General features: G+C 39.8%; 19 protein-coding genes. 15 read left to right on the plus strand and 4 right to left on the minus strand.

Annotated features, from left to right (window positions below):
• Positions 1-78: 78 nt before the first annotated feature.
• Positions 79-3,798, minus strand: coding sequence for a UvrD-helicase domain-containing protein (locus tag AC1M84_RS07365; RefSeq protein ID WP_481594755.1), 3,720 nt, complete (start codon positions 3,796-3,798; stop codon positions 79-81).
• Complete coding sequence (locus tag AC1M84_RS07370) at positions 3,795-7,463, minus strand: exodeoxyribonuclease V subunit gamma (RefSeq protein WP_481594756.1); 3,669 nt, start codon at positions 7,461-7,463, stop codon at positions 3,795-3,797. Before AC1M84_RS07370 ends, AC1M84_RS07365 begins: the two co-directional genes overlap by 4 nt.
• A 187-nt stretch (positions 7,464-7,650) precedes the next feature.
• On the opposite strand from AC1M84_RS07370, the gene AC1M84_RS07375 reads away from it, so the two are divergent.
• Positions 7,651-8,163, plus strand: coding sequence for a hypothetical protein (locus AC1M84_RS07375; protein WP_092767239.1), 513 nt, complete (start codon positions 7,651-7,653; stop codon positions 8,161-8,163).
• 64 nt (positions 8,164-8,227) lie between these two features.
• On the opposite strand, the gene pap is transcribed toward AC1M84_RS07375, so the two are convergent.
• The gene (pap, locus tag AC1M84_RS07380) at positions 8,228-9,682 is read right to left on the minus strand and encodes a polyphosphate:AMP phosphotransferase (protein WP_481594757.1); all 1,455 of its coding nucleotides are present in this window, start codon (positions 9,680-9,682) and stop codon (positions 8,228-8,230) included.
• Between the two features lie 195 nt (positions 9,683-9,877).
• Here pap and AC1M84_RS07385 point away from each other — a divergent pair, with 195 nt between their 5' ends.
• From AC1M84_RS07385 to AC1M84_RS07450, 14 genes are all read left to right on the plus strand, one after another.
• Positions 9,878-10,588, plus strand: coding sequence for a DUF8198 family protein (locus AC1M84_RS07385; protein WP_481594758.1), 711 nt, complete (start codon positions 9,878-9,880; stop codon positions 10,586-10,588).
• A gap of 224 nt (positions 10,589-10,812) precedes the next feature.
• On the plus strand, positions 10,813-11,757 hold the full coding sequence (gene ubiE, locus AC1M84_RS07390) for a bifunctional demethylmenaquinone methyltransferase/2-methoxy-6-polyprenyl-1,4-benzoquinol methylase UbiE (RefSeq protein ID WP_481593257.1): 945 nt from the start codon (positions 10,813-10,815) through the stop codon (positions 11,755-11,757).
• A gap of 19 nt (positions 11,758-11,776) precedes the next feature.
• Entirely contained in the window at positions 11,777-12,433 is a 657-nt protein-coding gene (locus AC1M84_RS07395; protein WP_092767245.1) for a ubiquinone biosynthesis accessory factor UbiJ, read from the plus strand.
• Positions 12,434-12,452: 19 nt separating this feature from the next.
• On the plus strand, positions 12,453-14,072 hold the full coding sequence (locus AC1M84_RS07400; RefSeq protein WP_481593256.1) for an ABC1 kinase family protein: 1,620 nt from the start codon (positions 12,453-12,455) through the stop codon (positions 14,070-14,072).
• 58 nt (positions 14,073-14,130) lie between these two features.
• Positions 14,131-15,216 (plus strand): patatin-like phospholipase family protein, encoded by a 1,086-nt coding sequence (locus AC1M84_RS07405; RefSeq protein WP_481594759.1) that lies wholly within the window; start codon positions 14,131-14,133, stop codon positions 15,214-15,216.
• Positions 15,217-15,307: 91 nt separating this feature from the next.
• Complete coding sequence (hisIE, locus tag AC1M84_RS07410; protein WP_481594760.1) at positions 15,308-16,090, plus strand: bifunctional phosphoribosyl-AMP cyclohydrolase/phosphoribosyl-ATP diphosphatase HisIE; 783 nt, start codon at positions 15,308-15,310, stop codon at positions 16,088-16,090.
• Positions 16,091-16,254: 164 nt separating this feature from the next.
• Positions 16,255-17,748 (plus strand): UvrD-helicase domain-containing protein, encoded by a 1,494-nt coding sequence (locus AC1M84_RS07415; protein ID WP_481586744.1) that lies wholly within the window; start codon positions 16,255-16,257, stop codon positions 17,746-17,748.
• Positions 17,749-17,775: 27 nt separating this feature from the next.
• On the plus strand, positions 17,776-19,143 hold the full coding sequence (locus tag AC1M84_RS07420; RefSeq protein WP_481593254.1) for an ATP-binding protein: 1,368 nt from the start codon (positions 17,776-17,778) through the stop codon (positions 19,141-19,143).
• A 314-nt stretch (positions 19,144-19,457) separates the two neighbouring features.
• A complete protein-coding gene (locus AC1M84_RS07425; protein ID WP_481594761.1) occupies positions 19,458-22,295 on the plus strand; it encodes a monovalent cation/H+ antiporter subunit A in 2,838 nt (945 codons plus the stop codon).
• A 3-nt stretch (positions 22,296-22,298) separates the two neighbouring features.
• Positions 22,299-22,664 carry a Na+/H+ antiporter subunit C gene (locus AC1M84_RS07430; RefSeq protein ID WP_481594762.1) on the plus strand — a complete coding sequence of 122 codons (366 nt, stop codon included), beginning with the start codon at positions 22,299-22,301 and terminating at the stop codon, positions 22,662-22,664.
• Positions 22,664-24,475: a monovalent cation/H+ antiporter subunit D gene (locus AC1M84_RS07435; protein ID WP_481594763.1), complete on the plus strand. Its 1,812-nt coding sequence runs from the start codon at positions 22,664-22,666 to the stop codon at positions 24,473-24,475. Before AC1M84_RS07430 ends, AC1M84_RS07435 begins: the two co-directional genes overlap by 1 nt.
• Positions 24,476-24,478: 3 nt before the next feature.
• Entirely contained in the window at positions 24,479-25,003 is a 525-nt protein-coding gene (locus tag AC1M84_RS07440) for a Na+/H+ antiporter subunit E (protein WP_416224323.1), read from the plus strand.
• Complete coding sequence (locus AC1M84_RS07445; protein WP_092767266.1) at positions 25,000-25,275, plus strand: monovalent cation/H+ antiporter subunit F; 276 nt, start codon at positions 25,000-25,002, stop codon at positions 25,273-25,275. Before AC1M84_RS07440 ends, AC1M84_RS07445 begins: the two co-directional genes overlap by 4 nt.
• Positions 25,276-25,290: 15 nt before the next feature.
• Positions 25,291-25,677 (plus strand): Na+/H+ antiporter subunit G, encoded by a 387-nt coding sequence (locus AC1M84_RS07450; protein ID WP_092767413.1) that lies wholly within the window; start codon positions 25,291-25,293, stop codon positions 25,675-25,677.
• Positions 25,678-25,708: 31 nt separating this feature from the next.
• Here AC1M84_RS07450 and AC1M84_RS07455 read toward each other — a convergent pair whose 3' ends face one another.
• Positions 25,709-26,599: a metal-dependent hydrolase gene (locus AC1M84_RS07455; protein ID WP_481589148.1), complete on the minus strand. Its 891-nt coding sequence runs from the start codon at positions 26,597-26,599 to the stop codon at positions 25,709-25,711.
• Between the last annotated feature and the right edge of the window lie 156 nt (positions 26,600-26,755).

The raw sequence follows: 26,755 nt of genomic DNA on the forward strand, positions 1-26,755 counted from the left end.
CTCATAGTTATCTACAAATTTATCATCAATATTATCCACAAGATAAATTAATGATTAATAATAAATTCATTTAAATATTCATGCTATTTTGCTGTTTTTATCCTCAGCAAAATAGCCCAATATTGCATCTAATCTTAGAATAAATTCTGAACTAGGACGCCAATAATTAAATCCATATTGGTCAGTGCCATTCATCCCACGTAAATATAAATAACTGGCACCACCAAGATCTCGATCGATGTTGTAGTCATCAATATGAATACTTAAATAGCGATGTAATGCCACCAAATATAGGGCTGCTTGTAGCCAATAACTTGCATGCGTCATGCTCAGCTGAATAGCTTGAGCTGAATAGTCTTCCACATGATTTCCGAGATAATTACTCTTATAGTCGGCAATGTGATAGCGCATCCCATCATAATAAACCAAGTCAATTGAACCATTGAGGTAACGTGCTGAATTTGCAGCATTGAATTCGGGCATATTAAACCCAAACTCTAAAAATAATTGCTGAATACGCTGAATACCAAATATTCGGTCTGCTAAAGCCAAATAGAATGGAAATTCAGCCAAATGTGCTTCAGGTACTAATTGTTTGAGTCGAAATTCAGGTTGAATAGGTGTCTCTAAAACCTCTGCTAACCATTCAGCCATCATTTCTAAAAGATGTTGCTCGGCATCATGATGTTGAGGAAAATCTGATTGAAATTTAGCGAATAATAGCTCCCATAAACCTGAATAGGCATTTTTAAAACGGCGGCGAATTTCTAATGTCCAATCTCGGCGATCTTGAAAATCGATATGTTCAAAAATTTCATGTAGGAAATTTCCAGCTATTGTTCCCATCGGAAAATGAGCACGAATCCAACTCAAAGGTTGTTGATGATCCAAATCCTCAAATTGATATGGAGTCACGAGCGTCACAGTATTGACCTCATCACTCGCATGATGTTCGATCATATCTTGAGCCGCCATACGATCTTTAATTTGTTGATGACTCAAATGTTGTGCGAGATAACTAAAACTGGTTTTGGCTCTAGGATAAAAATGAACTTGAGGATATTTCTGCGCAATCATTTGAACAGTATGATGTTCTTTTTTTGCGATTATTTTCTCAGGGCATTTCTCTAAACATGGCTCATCTAAACTGAAAGCATGCTGAAATTGGTTCGCACCATGACCACGCCAATACGCCAAACCATAAATAGATTGCCCTTTTTGATCACTCATCATTGCATAAACGCGGTGTTGTGCTCGAGTTAAGGCCACATACCATAATCGTCGATGCTCTGCCAAAGCACGTTGGTCATGTTGCTCAACCTCTAATGGTTCCAATAATTCTTCACGCTTTAACGCCACGACACGTTGTGCGACGGACTTTCCAGTTACATGATCCTGCACTTCACGAATTGAAAAGTTAAGTTCGCTTCGATCTGACAGTTTACGATCTGCGCCAAGCAAGAATACAATCTTAAACTCCAATCCTTTAGATTGGTGAATAGTTAAAAGTTGAACGCCTGCTTGATTACTCAATTGTCTTTCAATTTCCCACTCTCTTTCCATCGGATTTGAAAGCTGTCGCATATACCAATGATAAAGGGTATGCATACCTCTTAACTCATCACTGTTTTGGCTCAACAACTCTGAAATGTGTCGCAGATTGACCACTTCGCGTTCATTGTCATAGCTGAATTGCTCAACCAAGTTTGTCCAAACTTTGAATTCTGTGAGGAAACTTTGCCATGCTGTTAAAAAGCCTTGGCCCATCCACATTTCACGAATTTCTTCAAATTTCGTGATAAATAAACTTAAGCCATCTGCTTGAATTTGAAGTTGCAAAAAGCGATGTAAATTAAAACCCATCAATCGTGTAAGTAAAGCTCTCTTTAATTTAGCTTCATCAAATGGATTCATGATCGCTGCCAAAATTGCACCAACATCTCGAGCAATTCCACTTTTGAAGACACTTTTTCGTGAAGGTCGATTCACAGGAATGCCTAACATCAATAAGTGATGATGAACTTTTTCTAAATCAGGATTGTTACGAGACAAAACCGCAATATCATCTGCCTGAAGTTCAATACGTTGCCCCTGCTTTTTGAAATATAGCTGACTTTGGGCAGCCTGATTGAGCAAATCCCGTATCTTCCAAGCAACCTGCTCTAACTCGTGTTCCTTATCATTTACTTGAACCCAACGAAGCGGAGCATAATTTTCTAAACCGGATTGGATCAATAATGGATGCGATCGAGTACCTGCTGTAACAGGCGTATATTCAACTTGTTCACCAAAATCCATTTGTTGTTGAAACAAAGCATCGACGACTTCGACCAATGGTTTCACTGAGCGATGATTATGCACAAGTTGGTAAAAACGCCCTGCTTTAGTTTCAACATCTTGATATGCTTTTAGGAACGTGAGCATGTCTCCACCGCGGAAACCGTAGATCGCTTGCTTACGGTCTCCCACCATAATCATACAACCCTGCTTCACACGACTTGGATGTCTCCAAATCTGCGCCAACATATCATCTTGATCTTGGTTGGTATCCTGAAACTCATCCACTAAAATAAGTGGGTAACGCGCGTGAACGTACTTTGCAAACTCCTGACCTTGCGCTCCCTGCAGTGCTTCGGCCAAAGTTCGAATTTGCTGTGAAAATGTGGTTTCTGATTTTTGCTGTAACAACTCTGGCAAACGTTGTTTTACTTGTTGTGCTAAATAATATTGTAAATAACTCTCCAAATGCTCGAGTTGTTGATTGAGCTTGTCAAACTGTTTAAAAAACTCAGCAAGTTCAACAATAATAGGATGTTGCTCAAATGCCGCCAAAACATCGACGGGACATTTATTGAGAACTTTTTTTCTTAATTCATTCAACTGAGTAAGATGAGTGCTGAGATGCGACGCAAAAATGACTTCAATGCCTTGGGATTTAACTTGATCAAGGAATTCAGGCAACAACTGCGTGAGTGTAATTTTTAATTTATCTTGATCGCGCCACTTCTTTGCGACTACAGCATAATACTGCCCTTCAGTATCATAAAAGTCTGTTAATGAATCTAGCGTTTCAAGCTCGATCTGTATGAAGCGCTCTGCATGAGTTCTGAAAGCGTCTACATCTATGGTCGGCGCTGGCACTGCTTTGAAATAAGCAGAGGAAAAATTCAAACTCGTTTCAATTAAATCGATATAAGCATCTTGTGACTTAATTTTTTTCTTAAGCAGCAAATAATCTACAGTTGATTGAGGCTGCTGTTGAATCCATGCCCGTAATTCATCATGAATTAACTGAACCGTATATTGTTTTGCATCATTGGTGATTTGCATTCGTTCAATTTTACCGCTCTCAAATGCAAATTCACGAAGAAGCTTTTGGCTAAAGCTATCCAAGGTCCCAACAAAGAGCTCTTCAAGCTGATCTATTACCAGTTTTAAACGTGCACACGCATATGCAATCAAGCCAGAAAATTGATTTAAAATCACTTGATATAAAATATCTGATTCTAATTTTGCACGCGCTTGAACTTGATCTTGAGTTAACTCACGACATGACTCTAAAAGTCCGAGTACCTCGATTAAACGTGCACGAATTCGACTTTTCAATTCAGCCGCTGCTTTGCGTGTAAATGTCGTCGCAATAATCTGCTTTGGTAAATATTCTTCTAATAGAATTCTGACCATGAGGCTGGAGAGCGTATACGTTTTTCCAGTCCCCGCAGAAGCCTCAATCCAATGCAATCCAGTGAAATGCATATCCACAATTGGCTGATACGAGACTGTAGGCTTTTGACTCATATTTCAGCCTCCGATTGATACATATATATCGGCTGATATAAGACATAAGCAAACTGACCACACGCTTGTTTTAATAGGTACTCAGCATCTAAATCCTGTAAAATATACTGCCAATCTCGGTGCAAATGACTTTCTTCACTGTCATTTAAACTATAACTCAGAAAGGCATCGCTTTTATTCCATTCATTTAATAGCTTATCGAAGTTATTTAACTGCTGATGACCCTCTTCATCAGTGACCCATTCTAATGCTTTTCCATCTACTGCAAGTTTCATCAGCAATGCTGCAGGTAAAACGAGAGGCTCTATCTGAGCTTGTTTATATGCCTGAATCCATTGGGAAAGCATATCCTGAGCTTGTTTCGTCGTCAGGCCAGTACACATGATGGTTTTATCGCTAAAGATTTGGATGCGCTGCATTTCAGTTGCAAGGTGATCTGGTAAGTCTCGATAACTTAACCAAAGTAAGTATTCTAACCATACATGTGCTCGTCGTTGTGCGCGTGCACTGGATGTTGAAACACTCACCCAGCTCATCTCATTCCCTTGAGGAACGGTCACTTGAAGCTGTATATCATCTATTGCTATGACGCGCTGAGTGATTTTGGTCGGCTCATCAATATAGTACATTTGCCTTTTTAATAACTGTTGATGTTCTAACAGACTCATTTTCAAACTGACTTCTTGTAATTTGCCGACAGGAAGCTGGTCACTGAGTAATTCAGTCTGAAGCTTCGAAACATTTGGCTGCTGTTGTAAAAAGTCACGAATAGAGTATCGCGCCAATCCATCTAATAACAACGGCTCATTCACCTCAGGTAAATCCTGATCCTTTAAATTAGATACGCCTAAGGTTTTTAAATAAAGACGCGCAGGAAAACAAATATCTTTGATCCATTGTTCAGCATCCAAGACCATGATGTCCTGATTCAATTCAAGCGTGGTATTAATCCAAGCCTCTCTATGACCACGTTGATCCTGACGATTGAGGTTAGAAGCCACGGCATACCATTCATCTTCATAGCGCTGATGCTGTTGCTGAAAACCATCAGGATCAAAGGGTTGCAAAGGATGTACCGTGTAGAGTGTGCTCAAATTCTGATGAACTTGAATGCCATCAATATCAATGAGAGGATTCGAGGAAGATTGATCTGATGTTTTTATGATCCACGCGAGATGTTGGAGTAATTCCTGAACACTACTCGATGGATCTCGTACTTCACCATCGGCTACATCAAAACCATTATAGAATAGCCAGAGATTATCTTTGGCCAATAACAAAGCGTCTAAAAAAGCACCTTGATCATCGTCTAAACGTGATCGATCACCGATCATGGGCTTGAGTAAATCCATTAAATCAAAAGGTAAATGACTCTCACGATTTGGGAACTTCCCCCCATCTAAATTCATCATGACGATTAACTTATACGGTATTGGCCGAATCAAACCAATTTGACTAAATGTAATTTGTCCAGTTGGCAATGCATAATCAAGTTGCGATTCAAGGGTGCTTTGGATTTCAGTCAGAATATAGCTCAAAGGCAAACGTATGTTTTTAAGAATGGCTTGATCATGTTCTTCATAGAAATTTGCCAGCGTTAGCATTCTTATTTGCTTTTGAATAATCTCTTTAATCATCTCTAATGAGCTTACACCAGCGCTCTCAAACTCATTAACTTCTAAAATTAAACGATTGAGCCAAAATTCAACATGCTCTGACGTCTCTTGTTCACTTTCGATTTCAATCGTCGTGAGCCAATCTCGACGCTCTGTAAAGTGCTTATATATTTCAATGAGCGTGGCGATTAAGTGAAAATCACCCGAGCCCACTAGATGAGAACTTAAGGTCTCCTCAAACATCGCATGAACTGGAACAGCCACACCCAGCGCCAAACGATCTAAGGCATACTTAAAAGTAAACCGATAGTCTTGATCATACTCCGCCAATGTTTTTTGCAGATGTTGTTTATCCAAACCTCGTCGAAATCCCGCTTGTCTTAACAAAAATAAGATGCGCTCAGTACCATTAATGTCTAAGCAATATCTCACTTGGGTCGCTGCTAAGTTCAACCAATCAGCAAAATCATCAATGGTAAATCGACTTTGTATCAGTTCAATTCGCCCTAACACTGAACGCCATGCCAATACTGTATCTAACTGCGTGATACCAGCTAGCTTTACTGGCAGATAAACACCTGTTGCAGTATTTTTTTGCGGAAACACACTCCGTATCAAAGGCTCAATTTGTTTCAGATCAGGCGCAAGAACTAAAATATCACTCGGACGGCGTGGTGCTTCTGCTGTTGACTGAGCAAGCCATCGGGTCAATTGATCTTTTAAGACTTCAAGCTGTCGTACAGCGGAATGACAAACATGAATGTGGATTGAATCGTCTGCTGGATCTAATACATAACTTTGAGCTTGAGGTTCAACCAAATGTAAAATATCTGATTGCAATTGGCTCAGTAAATGCTGCGGTGCTTCATCCACAAAAGCATCTATCCATTGCCCCTCATCACCCGAGGAAAGGTTAGACAGCAGAGAAAAGTGATCACGTGCCTGCTTGCCCATTCGTGTTAATAAGGGATGTCTGGACTCACGTGCCAGCCCATTAAAGCTCAGACTAAAATTCTCAAAAAACTGCTCAACTTCATTATCAGCTGGTTTTCTTTGATGCTTTTGCTGAAACTTTTCGATATATCGCTCTTTAAGCTTTAAGTCATATTGTTTTTTCCAATTCGGATCGACACTATCCGCCCAATATTCTTGTGAGGGATTGTAATGCAAAATCAACACATCAATGTACTGACCCAACCGGCGCAAAAACTGTAATTGACTTGGTGGTAAATCCAAGAGTGTAAAAACGATCAGTTGCTGTGGTAGTTTTTTGAGGGCTATTTTCTGTTGCTGTTCATCACGAAGTACAGCCCAAAAATCATGATCAATACTTTGCATTTCAACAAAGTCTTCATGAAAAATATTGAGCCATAACCAACGTTGCCAAGCCTCTAATTGTTGTGCCTGCGTAAATTTAAAACTGGAATCTTGATCATTTAAATATTGTAATTGTTGTTCAATATTGAGTGCTTCATTACGCCCCCATACCTGAATCCAATTTTCAGGACAACGACAATCATATTCACATGCTCGACGACAATCTGCTCGATAAATCATGTAATTGCTGAACAATTTTGACACTTGATCAGACACCCAATACAACATGCTCATTTTTTTTCGATATTGTTCATTTGACTGTTCAATACCTGCTGCGCTGTCATAGATACGTGTGATTAATGGGAATAAAGGATGTTCAACCTCAAGCTGATTATGCGCACGCTGTATAAAAGGTTTGAGTGCTTGGAAAATACGCCACTTCATAATCAGACGTGGAATATTCGCTTTACGTACTTTATCTTTGTCACTCAAAATTTGCTGGTAGGCATACCATTGAAAGCCACGAATACGTTGATGGAAAAATGTATTTGCACTGATGCCTTGGTGCTCAGATAACCGTTGGGTTAACCACTCTTGCATTGCCGCAGAAGGCACCACAAAATGTTGTTGCTGTAGGACTGCAAATGGGTTGTTCGTGGGACGCTTTTGAGTTGTGATGATGCCTTGTACCAAAACTTCAATGCGCTGACTTTGAATTACATGAATTCCCATAAGGTCCCTTTCACCATACAACGAACACGTTATGAAGTTGTGTGAACAAAATCATAAAGATAAATTACTATACATCTTAATCTGACTATGTCACTTTTACTTTATGACTTTAATAAAACTTTCATCTCGCGCTATGTTCATCATGTGATGGATCGAGAACCATAGACTTTGATTAGGTGATAAATAAATGAAAATTGATAAAATTCCAGAAACAATCGACCCAAATTTAAATTTAGAACAAATTCGAGATGAATGTCTTGATCTCGTCAAAAAACGCTCTTATGTTTCAGCAGGTGTTGCTGTCATTCCTGTGCCCTTTTTAGATGTTGTGATTGACGTAGGTATGTTGTCAATTTTAATTCCAGAAATTAATGCTCGCTTTGGCTTAGCTCCTGAACAAATCAGCGTTTTTGATCCTCAAACCAAAAAAATCCATTGGAACGAACTACGCAAACGCGGTTTCGAGTTTTCTGGTCTAGTCGTGGCTCGTACTGCCGCTAAAGCTTCGCTAAACAATATGGCAGCCAAAGTGTTGACCAAGCAAGTGACTAAGTTTATTCCATTGGGCGGTTCAATTATTGCAGCTAGCTTGGGTTATATTGTCATGAAAAAAGTGGCTGAGGCTCATGTTGAAGAAAGCTATAAACTTGCCAAAAGCATTCAACAAAAACAACAAGCAAATGTTGTGAAATACGCTTAACACATAAAACCTTATACGTATAAATAAAGCCCTATAAGGGCTTTATTTATATCTCTCACCAGTTCTACACATCTACTTTTAATTGTTTCAAAATTGCCTTCAAAATTTCAAGGCGTGCAGTATATTTATCATTGGTAGCAATGATATACCACGGCGCATCTTCGGTATTTGTTCGATGGAGCATGTCTGCTGCAGCCAATAAATAATCATCCCAACGTTTGCGATTACGCCAATCTTCAGCCGTAATTTTAAAACGCTTATGCGGTGTTTCCTCTCGTGCTTTGAAACGATTGGCTTGCTCTTCTTGACTGATGGCCAACCAAAACTTAATAACGACTGTTTGCGTATCTACTAGATCTTTTTCAAAGCGATTAATCTCATCATATGCACGTTTCCACTCTACATCCGTTGCAAAACCTTCAACTCTTTCCACCAATACACGACCGTACCAAGAACGATCGAAAATCGAGATTTTTTCATCTTCAAGCAGTTTATTCCAAAAACGCCAGAGATAAGGCCGCGCCAATTCATACTTTTCGGGCGCAGAAATGTTATAAATTCCATATTCTCTTGGATCGAGCTTTTTCACAATACGCTTGATCGCACCACCTTTACCTGCGGCATCCATCCCCTCAAAAACGATCACCGTTTTTTGTCCTTCTGCGCGTAATGCTTCAGCGACCTTCTTGGTCAGTTTCTTGAGTTCAGCCTTATACTGATCTTTTTCAAGTGCTGCTTCATTGGGGGACGTTAAAACTTCTGGGATATCCGCTTGATGCCATTTTTGGCGCATTTTTTGAGGATGATTTGACAAATCTTTCAGTCGCGTTAATACAACTTCTGCGAATTGCTGATCACGACATACTTCATCTTCACAATCGATAATGACCCAGTCTTGGGTAAATTTTTGACGCAATCGTTGAACATTTTCATATTGTTTTTTATTGCGCCAATCTAGCCCATGCAATTTATGCCAACGCTGCTCCGAAGGTTCAATTTTATCTAAACGCTTCTGTAATGATTTCCACGATAAATCAAACCAAACTTTCACGACATCAACGTGATTATTTTTTAAATCCTGCTCAAAACTTTGCATTTGCTGCAAATAATTTTCGAACATGGTTTCATCAAATGGTTTCGAAACATGTAAGGATGTGGCTAAGAGATCACTATACCAATTCCCAAACATGACGATCATTTGCCCTTCAGCAGGAATATAACGTGCATAAGGTTGCCAATATGGGATATTTGGCTGAATAAGATGAGGAGGGTCAGCTTTGACTTTCAAATATCGTGGATCAACCCATTCTCTTAATTGCTTAACCGATTCTCCTTTACCTGCTAACTCAATGCCACTTACCAGCACCACTAAGCTTTTGGCATTTTTCTTACCGCGTGTATCTTTGAGTGCATATTGTGCTTCAATTAAGTCCAAATTGATCTGATCTGCATCAAACGTTTTGTTCTTATCTTCGGGTTGATCAGTATTTTTATCAGATTGTTGTTTTGGTTCAGACATAGCCCACTCAAAATTATTGTATTTTCGACAGTATACTCAAGGAACAGTATCAACTTAAATCTTCAGGTACAATTTATTGCAATTGTCTTTTCATCCATGACTGACCTGAAAGGTTTTATTTTAGATTTCAACAGTCATAGTCGAGCGCAATCCAACCTATTATGCTTTTTTCAGTCCTTTTAATTGAGCTAGAACATGTCCAAACTTGCTGCATTAGATCAACTTTTAGAACAATACAAACAACTCAATTATCATCAGGATCCGGCACTTAAACAAAGGTTAAATGATGCTCAAAATTGGCTAAAACAGCGCATACTTCACACACATGCTGAGTTATTCGCTGAAGACAAAAATAAGCCGATGGCTCAATATTTTATTAACCGTCTTTATGGTGGCCCAGAATTTGATGACCTAGCATTGCAAATCGAACGTTTACTAAAATACGCACACAAAGCTGAAAAAATCATTCCAGAAAATGCCATTAAAACTGGGTTAAAATCTGTAGGACTAGCAGTCTTGGCGATGCAATTGGATGAACAAGTTGCACAGTATTTACTCCAACATTATCCAAAAGACCAACCCATTACTGATGAAATGATGCGTGAAACTTTAGTGGCTTTAGATCAAGAGCAAGCGCGCCATGAACAACTCAATCTGTTGGATGAGCTCGGTCTGAGTCTGGACAAATACATGCGTTCATTCATCATGCACACAGCGTTTAAAATGTGTAAAGGTGCAGCAAGCAAATATAATTTTGAGCTGATGTATGACTTTATTGGTGAAGGCTTTGTCGCTATGAAACCAATGAAATCGGCTGCGACCTTCATTCGGAATTTTACTGAAAAAGAGCGAATCATTGTAAATAATGTACACTCAGGGAAAGAAAATCCCTTCCAAATCGCTTAATTAAAATTCATCAGCCAAGATTCTGATCAGCCGAAAAAGCGTAAAAGCGTCTGGTCAGAATATCGAAAATAAAAGAACATCTTCTCATTTCATGGATGAAACTTCGCTTTAATTCTGTATATTATTCATATCAATTGCATAATCTAGACTGAAAAAAACTGAAGAATCTGTCATTATGCAGTTTAATTCAGATTTAATATTATTTGTGTTCAGGAGTGACTCGAATGTCTAATGAAAATCAACAGCCTCATGCTCGGGTTGAGCCGGCAAATAATAAAGACAACGTGAGTCCTTTTTTAACAGATCCATTACCAACTGGCGCACCTCAAGGCCAGCAACAATCGCTACAAGAGCAACTGACAGATACGCCAGTACATTCTTCAGTACCGAAATATAATTTGCCACGTGGTGCGAATACTGGAAACGTTGGACCAACGACACACTTCGGTTATAAAACCGTAAATTCTGAAGAGAAAGCGCAAAAAGTCGCTGAAGTTTTCCATTCAGTTGCCGCGAAATACGACATCATGAATGACTTAATGTCATTTGGTATTCATCGTTTGTGGAAACGTTTTGCCATTAATATGTCTGGCGTTCGCCGTGGGCAACGCGTTTTAGATATCGCTGGTGGTACTGGTGATTTAGCGAAAGTATTTAGCCGTGAAGTTGGTCCTACTGGGCATGTTGTATTATCTGATATTAATGAATCCATGCTGAATGTAGGTCGCGACCGTCTGATCGACGCGGGTTGTACCAACGTTGATTTTGTACTGGCGAATGCTGAAACCCTCGAGCCTTTCGAAGATAACAGTTTTGATTTACTCACCATCAGTTTTGGTCTGCGCAATGTAACAGACAAAGATGCAGCGCTTGCAGCAATGTATCGTGTACTTAAACCAGGTGGTCGCTTACTTGTATTAGAGTTTTCAAAACCAGTCTTTGAGCCTTTCTCAAAACTCTATGATTTGTACTCATTCACTGCTTTACCAATCATGGGTAAAATTGTGGCAAATGATGCTGAAAGCTATAAATATCTTGCTGAATCAATTCGTATGCACCCAGACCAACGCACATTGAAAAGCATGATGGAAAATGCGGGCTTCCAAAACTGCGATTATCACAATTTAACAGGTGGTATTGTTGCAGTTCACCGTGGTTTTAAACTCTAACCGCAGGTAGCACTTCGTCATGTGGTCAATCTTAGCACTGGGTGCAGTTGAAAAAACCATACATCATTGGATTAATTTGGATGCGATTACTCGTATCCAATTTAACCAATTACAAGGGAAAATGCTTCGTGTTGTGATTGATACACCACAACTTTCTGTTGATGTGTTTTTTGATGAAAATAAAATTCGTTTAGAACCAACAATAACAGGTCATAGCACTCAACCCTCTATTTTCGAACAGCGGCCTTGGGAGCAAGCTCACACGATTACTGAAGCAGATTCCACATTGCATGTTAATAATGTGGTCGACCTGTGCAAACTATTTCTAGCAGATGACATTGGCAATATTCCCGTTCAAGGTGACTATCGCCTTCTGCAAGACATTCAAAAAATTATACAAAATGCTGAGCCAGATCTCGCTTCACAGTTGAGTGATTGGATCGGACCTAATCTTGCAAGTCAAATCGGCAAGGTTCAATTAGCACCACAACATTTAATTAAGTCACTTCAATCTCATCTTTTTTTTGCGGAAGACTTTTTAAAAGAAGATACCGGACTATTCGCACCACGTTGGCAAATGGACGATCTTCTCCATGGAACTCGCCAGCTTAATCAAGATATTGATCGACTAGAAGCAAAAATTCAGCTTTTAAAATCAAAATTTAACCCTTCGTAGATTTCAGGTAATTGCATATATGATTCCGCACATTAGACGTTTAATCGAACTTTGGCGTATAGCTGCGCACTATAGACTCGACACGTTGGTTCCTGCGGAAGATATTCCTGCAAAGGTTCGCCCCCTGCTGAATCTTATACGTTTGCATCCTGCTGCACTTTCTAGTCGAGAACGTAAAAATCCTTTAAAGCTTAAAGAAGCTTTAGAAGAAATGGGGCCACTCGCAATTAAATTAGGGCAGCTCCTCTCTACGCGTCGCGATCTAATTCCACCAGAAATATTACAACAATTGGTGTTATTACAAGATCGTGTTAAACCTTTCGATTTTGGAGTGGCTAAGCAAAGAATTCAAGATTCGCTTAAAGCAGATGTTTCCACATTATTTACGCGCTTCGATGATAAGCCGCTAGCTGCTGCTTCAATTGCTCAAGTACATACCGCTGCTCTTCACGATGGTCGTGAAGTTGTCGTGAAAGTAACTCGCCCGAATATACGTGCTCAAATTATTCAAGATTTTGAAATTTTAGAATGGCTTGGTCACTATTTAGAAAAAAGGCTAGAAGCTGCCCGTGCTTTACATCTATCAGAAATTATTCAAGATTATCGTCAAATCATTTTAAATGAACTCGACTTGACTCTTGAAGCCGAAAATACACGACGTATGCGCCATTATTTTACTGGCTCAAGTATGATGTATGTGCCTGAAGTGTATATGGATAGTCCGGATGTAATGGTGGCAGAGCGTATCACTGGTGTGCCTATCTCAGATACTGCGACCTTTGATCGTTTAGGAATGAATCGTGCCGACTTAGCAGAAAAAGGCTTAACAATCTTCTTTACTCAAGTGTTTCGCGATAATTTTTTCCATGCAGATATGCATCCGGGTAATGTTTTCGTAGAAACGATTAATCCGCAAAATCCAAGATTTATTGCGCTCGATTGCGCCATCATGGGCGAGCTTTCCAAGCACGATCAAATGACGATAGCACGTATGTTGCTAGCAGTCATGAACAGTGATTTCATGCAATTGATTCAGATTGTGCATCAAGCAGGTTGGATTCCACCAGGCACGGATCAAGATGCTTTAGCACGTGAAATGCGTCGTACAGTAGGACCTATGGTTTCGAAACCGATGCATGAGTTAGATTTCGCAGGCATATTGATCCAAGTGATGGACATCGCTCGACGTTTTCATCTAGAAATTCCACCACAACTGATGTTATTGCTTAAAACCTTAGTACATGTTGAAGGCTTAGGTACAGACCTTTATCCTGAATTAGATATTTGGAAGTTAGCAAAGCCAATTCTAACGGATTGGGTTAAAGCCCAAATGAATCCTCAAAAAAATATTAAAGAATTAGGACAAAAAATTCCCGACTTATTATTAGGTGCTCAGGATTTACCAACTTTACTGATTGACAGTCTTAACGGTTTAAAAAATCAGTCAGCATGGCATGCTAAACAATTGAATGAACTTCAAACGCTGCGCTTGCAAATGGAACATCAGCAAAAGCGTAGTTGGATTTTCGGAAGTGTAATCGCAATTTTGCTCTCAATCGCTGTGATTGCACCATGGTTCATCTCCATGATTTTAATTGTGTTGGCATCCTTCATTGCTATGTGGCGTATGGTGAAATAAGTTCACTATCTCATGTCAAAACTTACTACTTCAATAGGTTTTAGTCGCTGAATTGCTTATGACACATATCCTCAAGACCACTCAACCTTGCTTGAATATTCATGTAGGTTATAAAGCAAAACAGATCATTCAAGAACAAGGTCTACAAGCCAGTGCGGTTGATTTTGTTCCTGGAGCAGCAGGTGGTCCCAAAGGTATTGGAATTCAAGGATTGGACCAAGCTGTTTTTGGTGAGTTCTTTGCTCAAGCACCCAAAAAGCGGACTCTAATTGGCTCATCCATTGGGAGTTGGCGTTTTGCAAGTATTGCAGCGCATGGTGCACAAGCAGGCACATCCAAATTAGCAGACTTATATACCCATCTTGAATTTCGACCTAAGATGAATATTATTGAAGTTGGAGACGTCTGTCGCGGCATGCTTAAAGCCCTCCTTCAAGGTAAATCCAATCAAATTATTGATCATCCCGACTACCATCTGGCTATTTTGGCAGTAAAGTCATCGAAAAAATTTCAAAGTGATCATCCTCTTATGCTTGCCCGTGCAATCGCTGGCATTATCGGTCTCAATACTTTTTCGAGAGCTAAAATTGGGCACTTTATGCAACGTACAATTGCCCAACCACACAACGCTTCACGACTTTCACTCATCACAAATGAGTTCGAACACCTTGATTATGCGTTGACGGAAAAAAATTTAGAAGATTGGTTAATGGCATCAGCATCCATTCCATTTGTGATGCCGGCGGTCAGAAATATCGAAGGTGCAGATGTCGCTGCTTATCGTGATGGCGGGCTAATCGATTATCATATTGATCTACCTTTACCGAGTCATGGGATTGTCCTCTACCCTCATTTTACAGATCAAATAACACCAGGTTGGTTCGATAAGTTCCTCAAAAAACGTAGATCTAATGCTGAATATCAAGCACGAACCGTATTGATTTCACCCTCTGAGTCTTATTTAAGATCACTTCCTTTAGGACGTCTTCCTGATCGTAAAGATTTTACGCTGAAAGGGCTTGGTCAAAAAAAGCGAATCGAGCTTTGGAAACAGTCTGTAGCTGAAAGTCAACGATTAGGGGATGCATTCTTAGAAATGATCCATAAGCAAAACTTTGAAGAATATATGCAAGATCTTAAATAAATTAATTTCTACTCTCCCCTACAAAGATTTATTCGCTTAAACTAATGACCTACAATTTTGTAGTGTCTCATTTAATTCTGGTGAAATCCTTATGAACAATACGCAATGGCTCGATGAAGTAAAATTTAACGAACAAGGTTTAATCCCTGCCATTGCTCAGCATCATCAAACAGGTCGAGTGTTGATGGTGGCTTGGATGAATCGTGAGTCTTTGGCACTTACAGCAGAAAAAAATCAAGCTGTTTACTACTCTCGTTCACGCAGCAAATTGTGGCATAAAGGCGAAGAATCAGGTCACTTCCAAACTGTGCATGAAATTCGTTTAGATTGTGATGCTGATGTGATCGTTCTTCAAATTGAGCAACATGGTGGCATTGCTTGCCATACAGGACGTGAATCATGTTTTTATCGCCGCTTAACATCAAACGGATGGGAAATTGTAGATGCTCAATTGAAAGATCCGAACCAAATTTATGGCGAAAAGTCTGAGAATGCGCATAGTAAAGTGATGAATGCATCAACAGCTCAAGCTGAGCAAGTCGATGTCTTACATTATCTTGGTCAAATGATGGCAGAACGTAAATCTGCAGATCCTGACTCTTCTTATGTGGCAAAGCTTTATCATAAGGGTCTTAATAAAATATTAGAAAAAATTGGTGAAGAAAGTTTTGAAACGATAATTGCTGCTAAAGATTTCAAACAAGAAGCGACGCTGGATCACCAAAATGATTTAATTTATGAAGTTGCTGATGTTTGGTTCCATACCATAGTCATGCTGGGTTACTTCGATCTTGATATTCAACTCGTTTTAAATGAGCTTGCACGACGTCAGGGTCTGTCAGGACTTGTTGAAAAAGCGAATCGTACGCATTAATTTACTCTTATAAAGCCATGTTCAAACATGGCTTTTTTATTTAACTCGGCTTTTTAAGTCGCCGAAGACTCCCCATCCAAAAAGAAGAAGATTGAACTCTCCCCTTTGTAAATTCTTGCTATACTCACTGATCATTTTTAAAACCATTGAAGATCTATCAACCTGTGTCTGTCATTGTCAAACCTACCTTAGAACAAGAAATTGCGATTCAACAAGCGCAATCTGGTCAATCCTTCAAAGTGATTGCCTATGCAGGTACAGGTAAAACAACAACGCTTAAATTAGTCAGTGATGCGATGCAACAGCGTCGCGGTATGTATCTTGCCTTTAACAAAGCGATTGCCAGCGAGGCTCAACAAAAATTTCATCAGCGCGTGGATTGTCGTACATTCCACTCTTTAGCATTTCGAAGCGTTCCACGTGGAGTGACAGATAAACTTAGACTCCCACGCTTGAGCCCGAGCTTTATTGCCAAAGAATACCGTTTGCAACCCATCACATTACGCCGACTCATGGGGGGGCGTTACGAAAAATATGCGCTTATGCCTAGTCGTTTGGCGGGCTTAGTTGCAAATGCTGTTAGTTATTTCTGTTCAACAAGCTCGCAATATCCTGCACCCCGCCATATTCAAGCACCAAGTTGGCTACATGCTGACGATATTGCGGTATTGCAGCAACACCTTTATCCTGCAGTCGAACGTCGTTGGTTAGAATCAATCGACCCTAATCATCAGGCTGGCATTGGACATGATATCTATCTCAAATTATGGGCTTTATCAGATCCTTTTATACCCGCAGACTATGTATTGTTTGATGAAGCACAGGATGCTGACCCCCTGATGCTGGGGATTTTACTCAAGCAAAAAAGTACGCAAGTCATCTATGTCGGCGATGCACATCAACAAATTTATGCATGGCGTGGGGCAGTCAATGCGATGCAACAAATGCCTTTACCCGAATCGCGCCTAACCACTTCATTCCGTTTTGGTGATGATATCGCTGAAGTTGCTAATCACTTATTAGGCGCACTCAATGAGACTGTTCCATTGATTGGCAACCCCGAACTCCAATCAAAAGTCGTCAACAAGCCTCATACCAAAATGCGAGATGCGATTTTGTGCCGTACTAACGCACGCGCGATGGAACTTTTACTCTCAGGGTTAGTTCAAGGAGACAAAGTGAGCCTACAAGCCGATCATGCGAAATTAAATCGCTTTGTTGATGCTGCAAGCTTACTTAAACAAGGTAAAAGAGTAACGGACGTTCCAGAGTTAGCTTGGTTCAACTCTTGGCATGATGTGCATGAATATTGTGAAACAAATGATGGTAGTGACATCAAGCCTTTGGTTAAATTGGTCGATGAACATGGTACAGACCCACTTAAACGAGCACTTGCCAAAATCACACCCATTGAACAAGCGGACTATGTAATCTCAACCGCTCATAAAGCCAAAGGTTTAGAGTGGAATCGTGTGCATTTAGAAGATGATTACCAATTTAAAATTAATGGACTAGAACATAAAATTAGCGATGAAGAATTACGTTTACTTTATGTTGCATGCACACGAGCAAAAAGCAGCTTAAATATTCATCATATTTATGATTTAATACAACAACTCAAACTTAAATCCACGATTAAAACGAAAGCAACAGCATAATCCCCTACGATAAGTTGCAGGCAAAATATGAAAGTTCAATCTATTCAGTTACGTCACTGTTATCATTTTTCAGATATAAAAATTAAATTTGATCCAACTCAACGACCAATATCTATTATTTTAGGTGATCAGGCCTCTGGTAAAACTGCGATTATTAAAAATATTTATCAAGCTTTAACGTGGTTTGCTGCACGTGCCAAAGATTTAAGAACCGCTGGTGTAGTCATGCTTGATTCTGATATTAAGCACAAACACATTCAAGCCAAAATAGATATTTGTGTTCAATATCCCACTGATATTGGATCTATTGAACAGGCTGCGACTGTGCAACATAATGAAGAGGGTTTGTGCGAATGGCAACTCTATAAAACATTAACCAGTAAAGGTGTAGGTCATAGTAAAGCACTAACGACTCAATTAGAAGCACTCGTTCATCTTTATCAACAAGCGATCAAACAAGATCCTGCTCAAGGCATGCCTATGGTGGCCTACTATCCTTCTGATCGTTTTATCAACGAAGTGAATTTGCTAAGCAAAAATAATCCTGCTGTATTACAAACGCACGCAGCCTATGAACTTGCAGCACTCCCTTATACAACCTTTGCTCGGTTCTTCGAATGGTTTCGTGAAATTAGTGACATTGAAAATGCACGATTAGCACAAGTTTTTCAAAAAATTCAAACCAAACAAAAATTATCTTCTCATCATGACCAAGAGGATTTAGTTGCAAAATTATTAAATCTTGAAGCAGAGATGCAACTACCATCACTCAAAGCACTCAAGAAAGCCATCCATACATTATTCCCATCGATCAGTGACATTTATATTGAATACACGCCCAAGATCCAATTGATGCTGGTGCAAAATGGTCAAGAAATTCCTTTTTCGCAATTATCTAATTCGTATCGTCAATGGTTGTGTTTAGTGGGTGATATTGTCAGACGACTTTGTCTCCTGAATCCTCATAGTATTGACCCATGCCTTGATGGCGAAGGCATTCTATTAATTGACAATATTGATGCTCAAGTGGATGAAGATTTTGTGCAAAACGTACTCAGCCGTTTGCATGAAGCATTCCCGCAAATTCAAATTATCGCATCTGCATGCTCTGAATTGATTTTAAACAATGACGTAGATGTACAACATTTTAAATTAGAAAATCGAAAAATTGTTGAAATAGACCAAAACCAAATCAGGGAACAATACGATGAACTATTTGCTCAACTCATGGCTAATGATTTACAAGATGACCAAATCTCTGAAGTGAATCGACCTACTGATACGCTTGATGGCTTGCGTTTGTTTGAACACTTCAAAAATTTATCAGTGTCAGAAAAACAGCGCTTCATTGAGTATCTCCAAGCTGGTGACTTATCGAGTATTTCATCACCCTAATTGATTGGAAATAGATGAGTTAATCGGGTATGACTCACTCAATTTAAACAGAAATTTAAGCTTTTTTTCGCTATAATTCTGAATTGTGTAGCTAAAAAGTTTGATGTAATTTTATACATGTAATAAAATCTACTCATTCATTTTTTAATCAAAAAATGTCTATTTCTTTGCATTAGCTTTCCAAGTTGCGCAACACAACTTGTTTTTGTTTTTAAAATTCGTTCGGCTTTCAAAGTTTAAGTAGTTGGATGACTCTTTGCCATCCTCAAGCTTTTGAAAGATAAAACTCATCATAGGTTCCGACCTACAACTCTATGGATACGAGTGTGCTACCGATTATTATATTGTTACCATTAATACTTGGCACTTTTCTTGTCCTCTGGCTGCAAAAAATCTCTCGCGGGGCGACAGCATTAGGGGCAATTGGAGTCAGCTTAACAAGTTTTATCTTGTTGCTGACTCAAGCCAAAGACGTCTTTCAAGGTCAAGTCCTCTCTGAACATTGGTCATGGTTACCACAGTTTGGTATCGACTTAAGCTTTAGACTTGATGCATTAGGCTTGATCTTCTCCCTCCTTATTACAGGGATTGGGACGCTCATTTATATTTATGCTTATTATTATTTAAATCATAAAAACTCTCTAAGTAAGCTATATTTCTTACTGATGCTGTTCATGGCCGCCATGCTCGGCATTTCACTTTCTAATAATTTACTTATTCTTCTTGTCTTTTGGGAAATGACCAGTATTTCGTCATTTCTTTTAGTGGGTTATTGGAGTAACTACGAAGCAGCACAGCGTGGCTCAAGAATGGCCTTAACCATCACGGGTATGGGTGGTTTAGCCATGCTCGGTGGTTTTATTCTCTTAGGTCAAATCACTGGCACATATCAAATTGATCAAATCCTCAATATGACGGCGCAGATTCAATCGAGTCATTTATTTGTGCCAGCCTTGCTCCTTATTCTTTTAGGTGCATTCACCAAAAGTGCTCAATTCCCTTTCCATTTTTGGTTGCCAAATGCGATGGCTGCGCCGACACCCGTGTCAGCTTATTTGCATTCAGCGACAATGGTGAAAGCCGGAATTTTCTTACTGGCGCGCTTAATGCCGATCTTTGTTGGTTCTGCTTTGTATCATAACCTCGTCACATTCATTGGTTTATTTACCTTATGTATGGCCGCGTTCTTTGCCATTTTTAAGGAAGATCTGAAAGGTTTGCTTGCCTACTCCACCATTAGTCATTTAGGCTTGATCGTTTGCTTACTTGGGATTGGTTCACCACTCGCTGTGGCTGCAGCTATTTTTCATATCATTAACCATGCGACCTTTAAAGCAGCATTATTCATGATCGCTGGTATTATCGACCATGAAACAGGTACACGTGATTTACGAAAACTCAGTGGGGTATGGCAGTTACTTCCATTTACAGCGACTTTAACCATGATCACAGCAGCCTCAATGGCTGGTGTACCACTGACCAATGGATTCTTATCCAAAGAAATGTTCTTTACTGAACTATTAGCGAATCTCTCGGGTGGTGTAGGTATCTTCGCAGCAATTATTGCAACACTCGCAGGTCTGTTTGCTGTCGCGTATTCTGTTCGTTTAGTTCATGGCGTATTTTTTGATGGTGATTTAGGCAAAGCGATTCCAAATAAAGATGCGCATGAACCACCAATTGGTATGCGTGCACCTGCAATTTTATTAGCTACATTATGTATTGCAGTGGGTCTATTACCAGCGCTCTTAGTAGGCGATATCGTCAATGCTGGTGCACGAGCAAGCACCAACCTTCCAGCTTTTGAAGGCGTACATCTAGCAATCTGGCACAGCTTTAACGTGCCTTTATTGATGAGTGCGATTGCATTGATTGGCGGTATTATTTTTTATTTTAGTCTTGCGAAGAACAGTAGAATTCGTGACATTGACCTTGATCCAATACTTGGCAAACTTCAAGGTAAAGTCCTGTTTGATCTCTTTCTCAAACATTTGCTCTTAAATTCGCGAAAATTAAAAAGAGCAACAGAAACAGGTTCTCTACAAAACTATTTATTGTGGATATTAATTTTTGCTGTTGCTTTAGTCTCCATGCCTCTCATTGGTCAAGGTATTTATGCAGGTACACGCGAACTGACGCATGCACCATTGGTTGCAATCGTGCTTTGGTTATTACTGTTTTCAGCGTGCTGGATGATGCTTTGGTTTCACCATGAACGCATTAAAGCCGTTCTTATCAGTGGAGCAATCGGTCTTGTCGTGACGATGGTCTTTGTTACGATGTCAGCACCAGACCTGGCACTCACACAAATCACAGTCGATGTTGTCACAACTGTTTTACTTCTGATGAGTCTGTCCCTCTTACCACAACTTACGCCTTATGAATCTTCACGCACTCGTCGTTGGAGAGATGCGGTGATTGCAATCATCGGAGGCCTAGGTATCGGTTGGATCACTTGGATGATTCTAACGCGTGATCACAATTCAATCTCATGGTTCTTTGTTCAACAATCTCTACCGCTCGGTGGTGGTTCAAATATTGTGAACGTAATTTTAGTCGATTTCCGTGGATTTGATACCTTTGGTGAAATCACAGTACTGGGTATTGCTGCGATTGGGACACTGTGTTTAATGGATGGAATGCGTGCTCATGGTACGACCATTACACAAGGCTTAACCTATCGCTTTAATCCATCACCGTTGATGTTCCGAATGACCGCATCTTGGGTCCTTCCGATTGCCTTAGTCGTCAGCTTATATATTTTCTTACGCGGACATAATCTTCCAGGGGGTGGCTTTATCGCAGGTCTCATTACATCAATGGCGCTTGTGATTCAGTACATTGCACTAGGTCAAGATCACACTGAACAACTCTTACGAGCAAAGTCTGGGCGCCTTTATGAAATTTGGATTGGTACTGGCTTAACTATTGCTGGTCTGACTGGGGTCGCTGCGTGGTTCTGGGGTCGACCATTCCTGACCAGTGCTCATATTTATGTAGAGCCGATCATTCTCGGAAAAATGCATTTGCCATCTGCTGCAGCATTTGATGTTGGTGTCTATGTCACAGTCGTTGGTGCAACAATGCTCATGATTTCCGTTTTAGGCGACTCACGCAACTCAAGCATCACCGGCCCTGTACCGAAGGAGTAAAGAATGATTAGTTTAGAATTTTTACTCGCCTCCGCTATTGGATTATTGGTTGCCACTGGTATTTATCTGATTTTACGTGCCCGCACTTTCCCTGTAGTACTAGGCTTGGCCATGATAGGGTATGCAGTCAATTTATTTCTCTTCGCAATGGGGCGGATTCAATTAAATTTACCTGCGATTTTAACCAATGCCACTCAAGTTACAGATCCATTACCTCAAGCACTTGTATTAACGGCAATTGTAATCGGTTTTGCCACAACTGCTTTTATCGTGCAACTAGCATTGAGAAGTCGTTATGAATCGGGTACTGATCATGTTGACTCTAAAGAAGAAATAATTAATACAGACCCAAGAGAGGATGAGCCTTAATGATGAATTTTTATGATTTATGGCTCACTCACTCGCCAATTTTAAGTATTTTAATTCCGACATTTACTGCATTTATTTTAGTGCTATTGGGTAATCCAGGTTCAGGATCTTTAGCGCATGACTGGCGTCAACCTTGGCGTCGTGGAATCAGTTTAACATCGGTTTTTCTTGGTTTAGCGACTGCAATCATTTACTTAATTCAGGCAAACTCTGGTCAGATCTATGTGTATAGTTTAAGCGAGTGGTCAGCTCCTTTTGGCATTGTACTTGTACTAGATCGTTTGGCAGCCTTTATGCTCGTGCTCACCTATGCTCTTGCGACACCAATTATTTGGTTTGCAAGTAAAGAATGGGATGAACGTGGACGCTATTTCCATGCAATGAGCCATTTTTTACTCATGGGATTATGTGGTGCATTTCTAACAGGCGACTTATTTAACTTGTTTGTTTTCTTTGAAGTGCTGTTGATGGCTTCATATGTATTGCTTCTACATGGTCAAGGCAAAGCACGTTTCCAACTTGGTATTCACTATGTAACGATCAACCTATTAGCGTCTGCATTCTTTTTGATTGGCTTAGGGATGATTTATGGTAATACTGGTAGCCTGAATATGGCTGATGTGGGTCGAATTGTACGTACACTTGAAGGTGATCAGTACAATATGGCAGTTGCAGGCGGATTAATGCTGTTTGTAGTCTTTGGTATCAAGGCTGCAATCCTCCCTGTCGGACTATGGCTACCTAAAACTTATGCCGTCGCCACGACCCCTGTAGCCGCACTATTCACCATCATGACCAAAGTGGGTATCTATGCCATTTTACGTGTGAATGGAACCGTATTCACCGATGAGCTTTCGCGAGAAATTCTCAGCACTTGGCTGCTTCCAATTGGTTTAATTACGACTATTTATGGTGTAATTGGTGCGATTGGTGCAGAGCGAATGCGTCGTTTTGTTGGTTTCATGATCCTATCGTCTATAGGAACGATTGCAATCGCCCTTTCTCTGATGACTGCAGATGCTTGGGCTGCAGCGCTATATTACCTCGTGCATAGTACGATTATTGCCGCTGCATTCTACTTGCTATGCGGTTGGATTACTTCGCAGCGTGGTGCATTCAAAGATCATCTAAAAATCGCACCAATCATGAAACAGCAGACGCTAGTTTCGATTTGCTTCTTCATTATTGCACTCATGATGGCAGGGCTTCCACCCTTCAGTGGATTCTTTGGAAAAGTATTTATCCTTCAAGCGGCCTCTGTATCTAGCTATCAATTGCTCATTATTATTGTCATTCTGATTGTGAGCTTGCTTAGTATCATAGCTTTCACTCGTTTAGGATTCGTTATTTTATGGCGTTCAACTGTACCAGAAAATGACCCTAATCAAGAGTCTTATCATGAATATCAAAAGTTACCAAGCAAGGCACCTCCACGTAATGAAACCACAATTTTTGTCTTTATTATAAGTTTAATCGCTTATGTGATATTTGCTCATCCAGTCACACAGTATATTCAACAAACTGCAAATCAGTTAAATGATTCAGAACAATATATTACTGCTGTTTTAAAAATGGATGAACGTGGTGAAGTAATTAGTGTACAACCATTTGATCCCAATTATCTTCCAGAAACAAAATACGGCGGAGAGTTTGCAGACCCAAATGCACATTATATTCCACATGTTATAAGTGAAAAATCACTTGAGGGCGAACACATCTCAGAGTTCAAGCGCCGTCAAATCAAAGAACAAGAATTGAACCAGCGACAACCTGAAGAAGCCCAATCTAAGCTTCAACCGATGGAGCAGTAAATGATACAAAAGAGCTCTCTATTTGATCGAATCATGCCACATCCTTTTGTTTCAGTTATCGTGGCTATCAGTTGGCTGATGTTGGCTAACAGCGCAGCATTGTTTGATATATTGGTTGCTATTCTTATTGGTTTAGTCATTCCTAAGCTAGTACAACCTTTTATCGTTCGTACACCCAATATTCATTGGGATTTAGCAGTTAAACTGGTTTTTGTTGTGTTATGGGACATTATCATCAGTAATATTCGTGTTGCTAAACAAGTCCTAGGACCTACTGATCGTCTACACCCTAAGTGGTATCGGGTACCTCTAGATACGGATCATGACCAAGTAAACAGTTTACTGGCAATGATCATTACGACTACTCCTGGTACAGTCAGTGCTGGAATCGACCAAGAACGTGGAGATATTCTTGTTCACTCGATTAATACAGACAATCCAGAGGCTGATATTTTAGAAATCAAACAGCGCTACGAAGCGCCTCTCATCGCAATTTTCCATGTAAAACAGCAAGGAGATTCTCAATGATCATTCTTCCTTATGTATTGGGAATTAGCTTAATTGGAATTACGATTTCAATGTTGCTCTGTCTAATCCGTCTTGTAATCGGTCCTTCAATGGTTGATCGACTACTTGCATTAGATACTTTATTTCTGAATGCTACGTGTTTAGTTGTGGTTCTAGGAATTTATTGGGCTAGCACCTCTTTATTTGAAGGTGCACTATTGGTAGCCATGCTCGGTTTCGTATCGACAGCAGCATTAGCTCGCTATTTTACGACAGGCCATGTGGTGGACTAGGAGAAAACTATGAATATTCAGCTGATTATGGAAATCTTAGTTTCCTTCTTCCTGATCAATGGTGCCTTTTTTACACTTGTAGGTGGAATTGGAATGGTGAAATTGCCTGACCTATTCATGCGTCTGCATGCCCCTACAAAGTCGAGCACATTAGGCTTAGGTAGTTTTTTAATAGCAGCTATGATTTATTCAGCCTTTCATAGTCGCTTAGGGTTTGCTGAACTACTGATTACATTACTTGCCTTTATTACGGCGCCTGTATCGGCAAATTTAATTGCACAAGCTGCATTACATTTACGTTTACGCTCTACATCAGGTGATGTTCCCGAAGCACTAGACCGCCCTCTCCCTTGGCAGCGCCAAAGAAGAATGCGTCAGTTTAATCAAGACTCATCTAAGTAATAAAAAACCTAGCTTTCGCTAGGTTTTTTTGTTAGCTATATAGTACAGGTTGGGGATGCTCTTGGAAGCCTTCCACTTGATATTCTTCAGCTAATTTTGCCTTCCAATGATTCACGATATCCGTATAGTCAATTTCAGAAGGATGAAAATCTTCTTTGTAATATGATAAATATTCTGGAATTAGCTCGATCATCATTTTAGAAATTAAGTAAATACCATATAAGTTTCCACTGACCTTCGGTAAGCTTTTTCGACGATCTTGCCAAAATAATCGAGTTGCTGAATAAAATGTAAGACTCGCAAAACCTGTGGTTACGCTACGCATAATATTGCGGCGCACTTTGGTATCTTTATATACCGCTTGGTAGACATCAAATGCAACTGCTCGATGCTCGATTTCCTCAATTGCATGCCACACCCAAAGCTTAGTTGCATCTTCATCTAAGGTCGACAGCACTTCAGGATGACGAAGAATATAACCACCCAATAACGCTGTAAAATGCTCAAAAGCACAGGTAATTGCTAACTGCAATTTTGGATGGGTAGTACGAATAAATTCATCGCGTCGCGCTAACCATGCTTGAAAGTTATCAAGTTGATAATCATCACGGCGCCAAGCGTCATTAAATTCCGCATGTGCTTTTGAATGCATCGCCTCTTGACCAATAAAGGCTGCAATCTGCGCTTGTAATTTTTCATCTTTCACTTTATCTCGTACATTACGAACACTATGAACAAAAAATTGTTCACCAATTGGAAAGGTAGAAGAAAGTGCTGTCAACAAATGTGACATGACTGGAGAATTCGCGAAAAAATGGCGTCGAATGGCTTTAGGATTATAATTTAAACGTCGTACGGTAATCCCAATCGCTTTTGGACGATTTAAATAAGATTTATCTTTGGCGATTTGTGTAGTTGTCATTTTAGAGCCTATATGGATATAGCATTTCTTACTCATACTGTCAGAATAAATCAGATTTAATATTGCAAAAATAACCACACAGACAAATAAATTATATTTTTTGCCAATAAAGTCGCAAATTCAATTACAACTCCATTCTCTTTTTTAATTTAATTA

The organism is Acinetobacter sp. 24-47-66 (genome assembly GCF_056779755.1).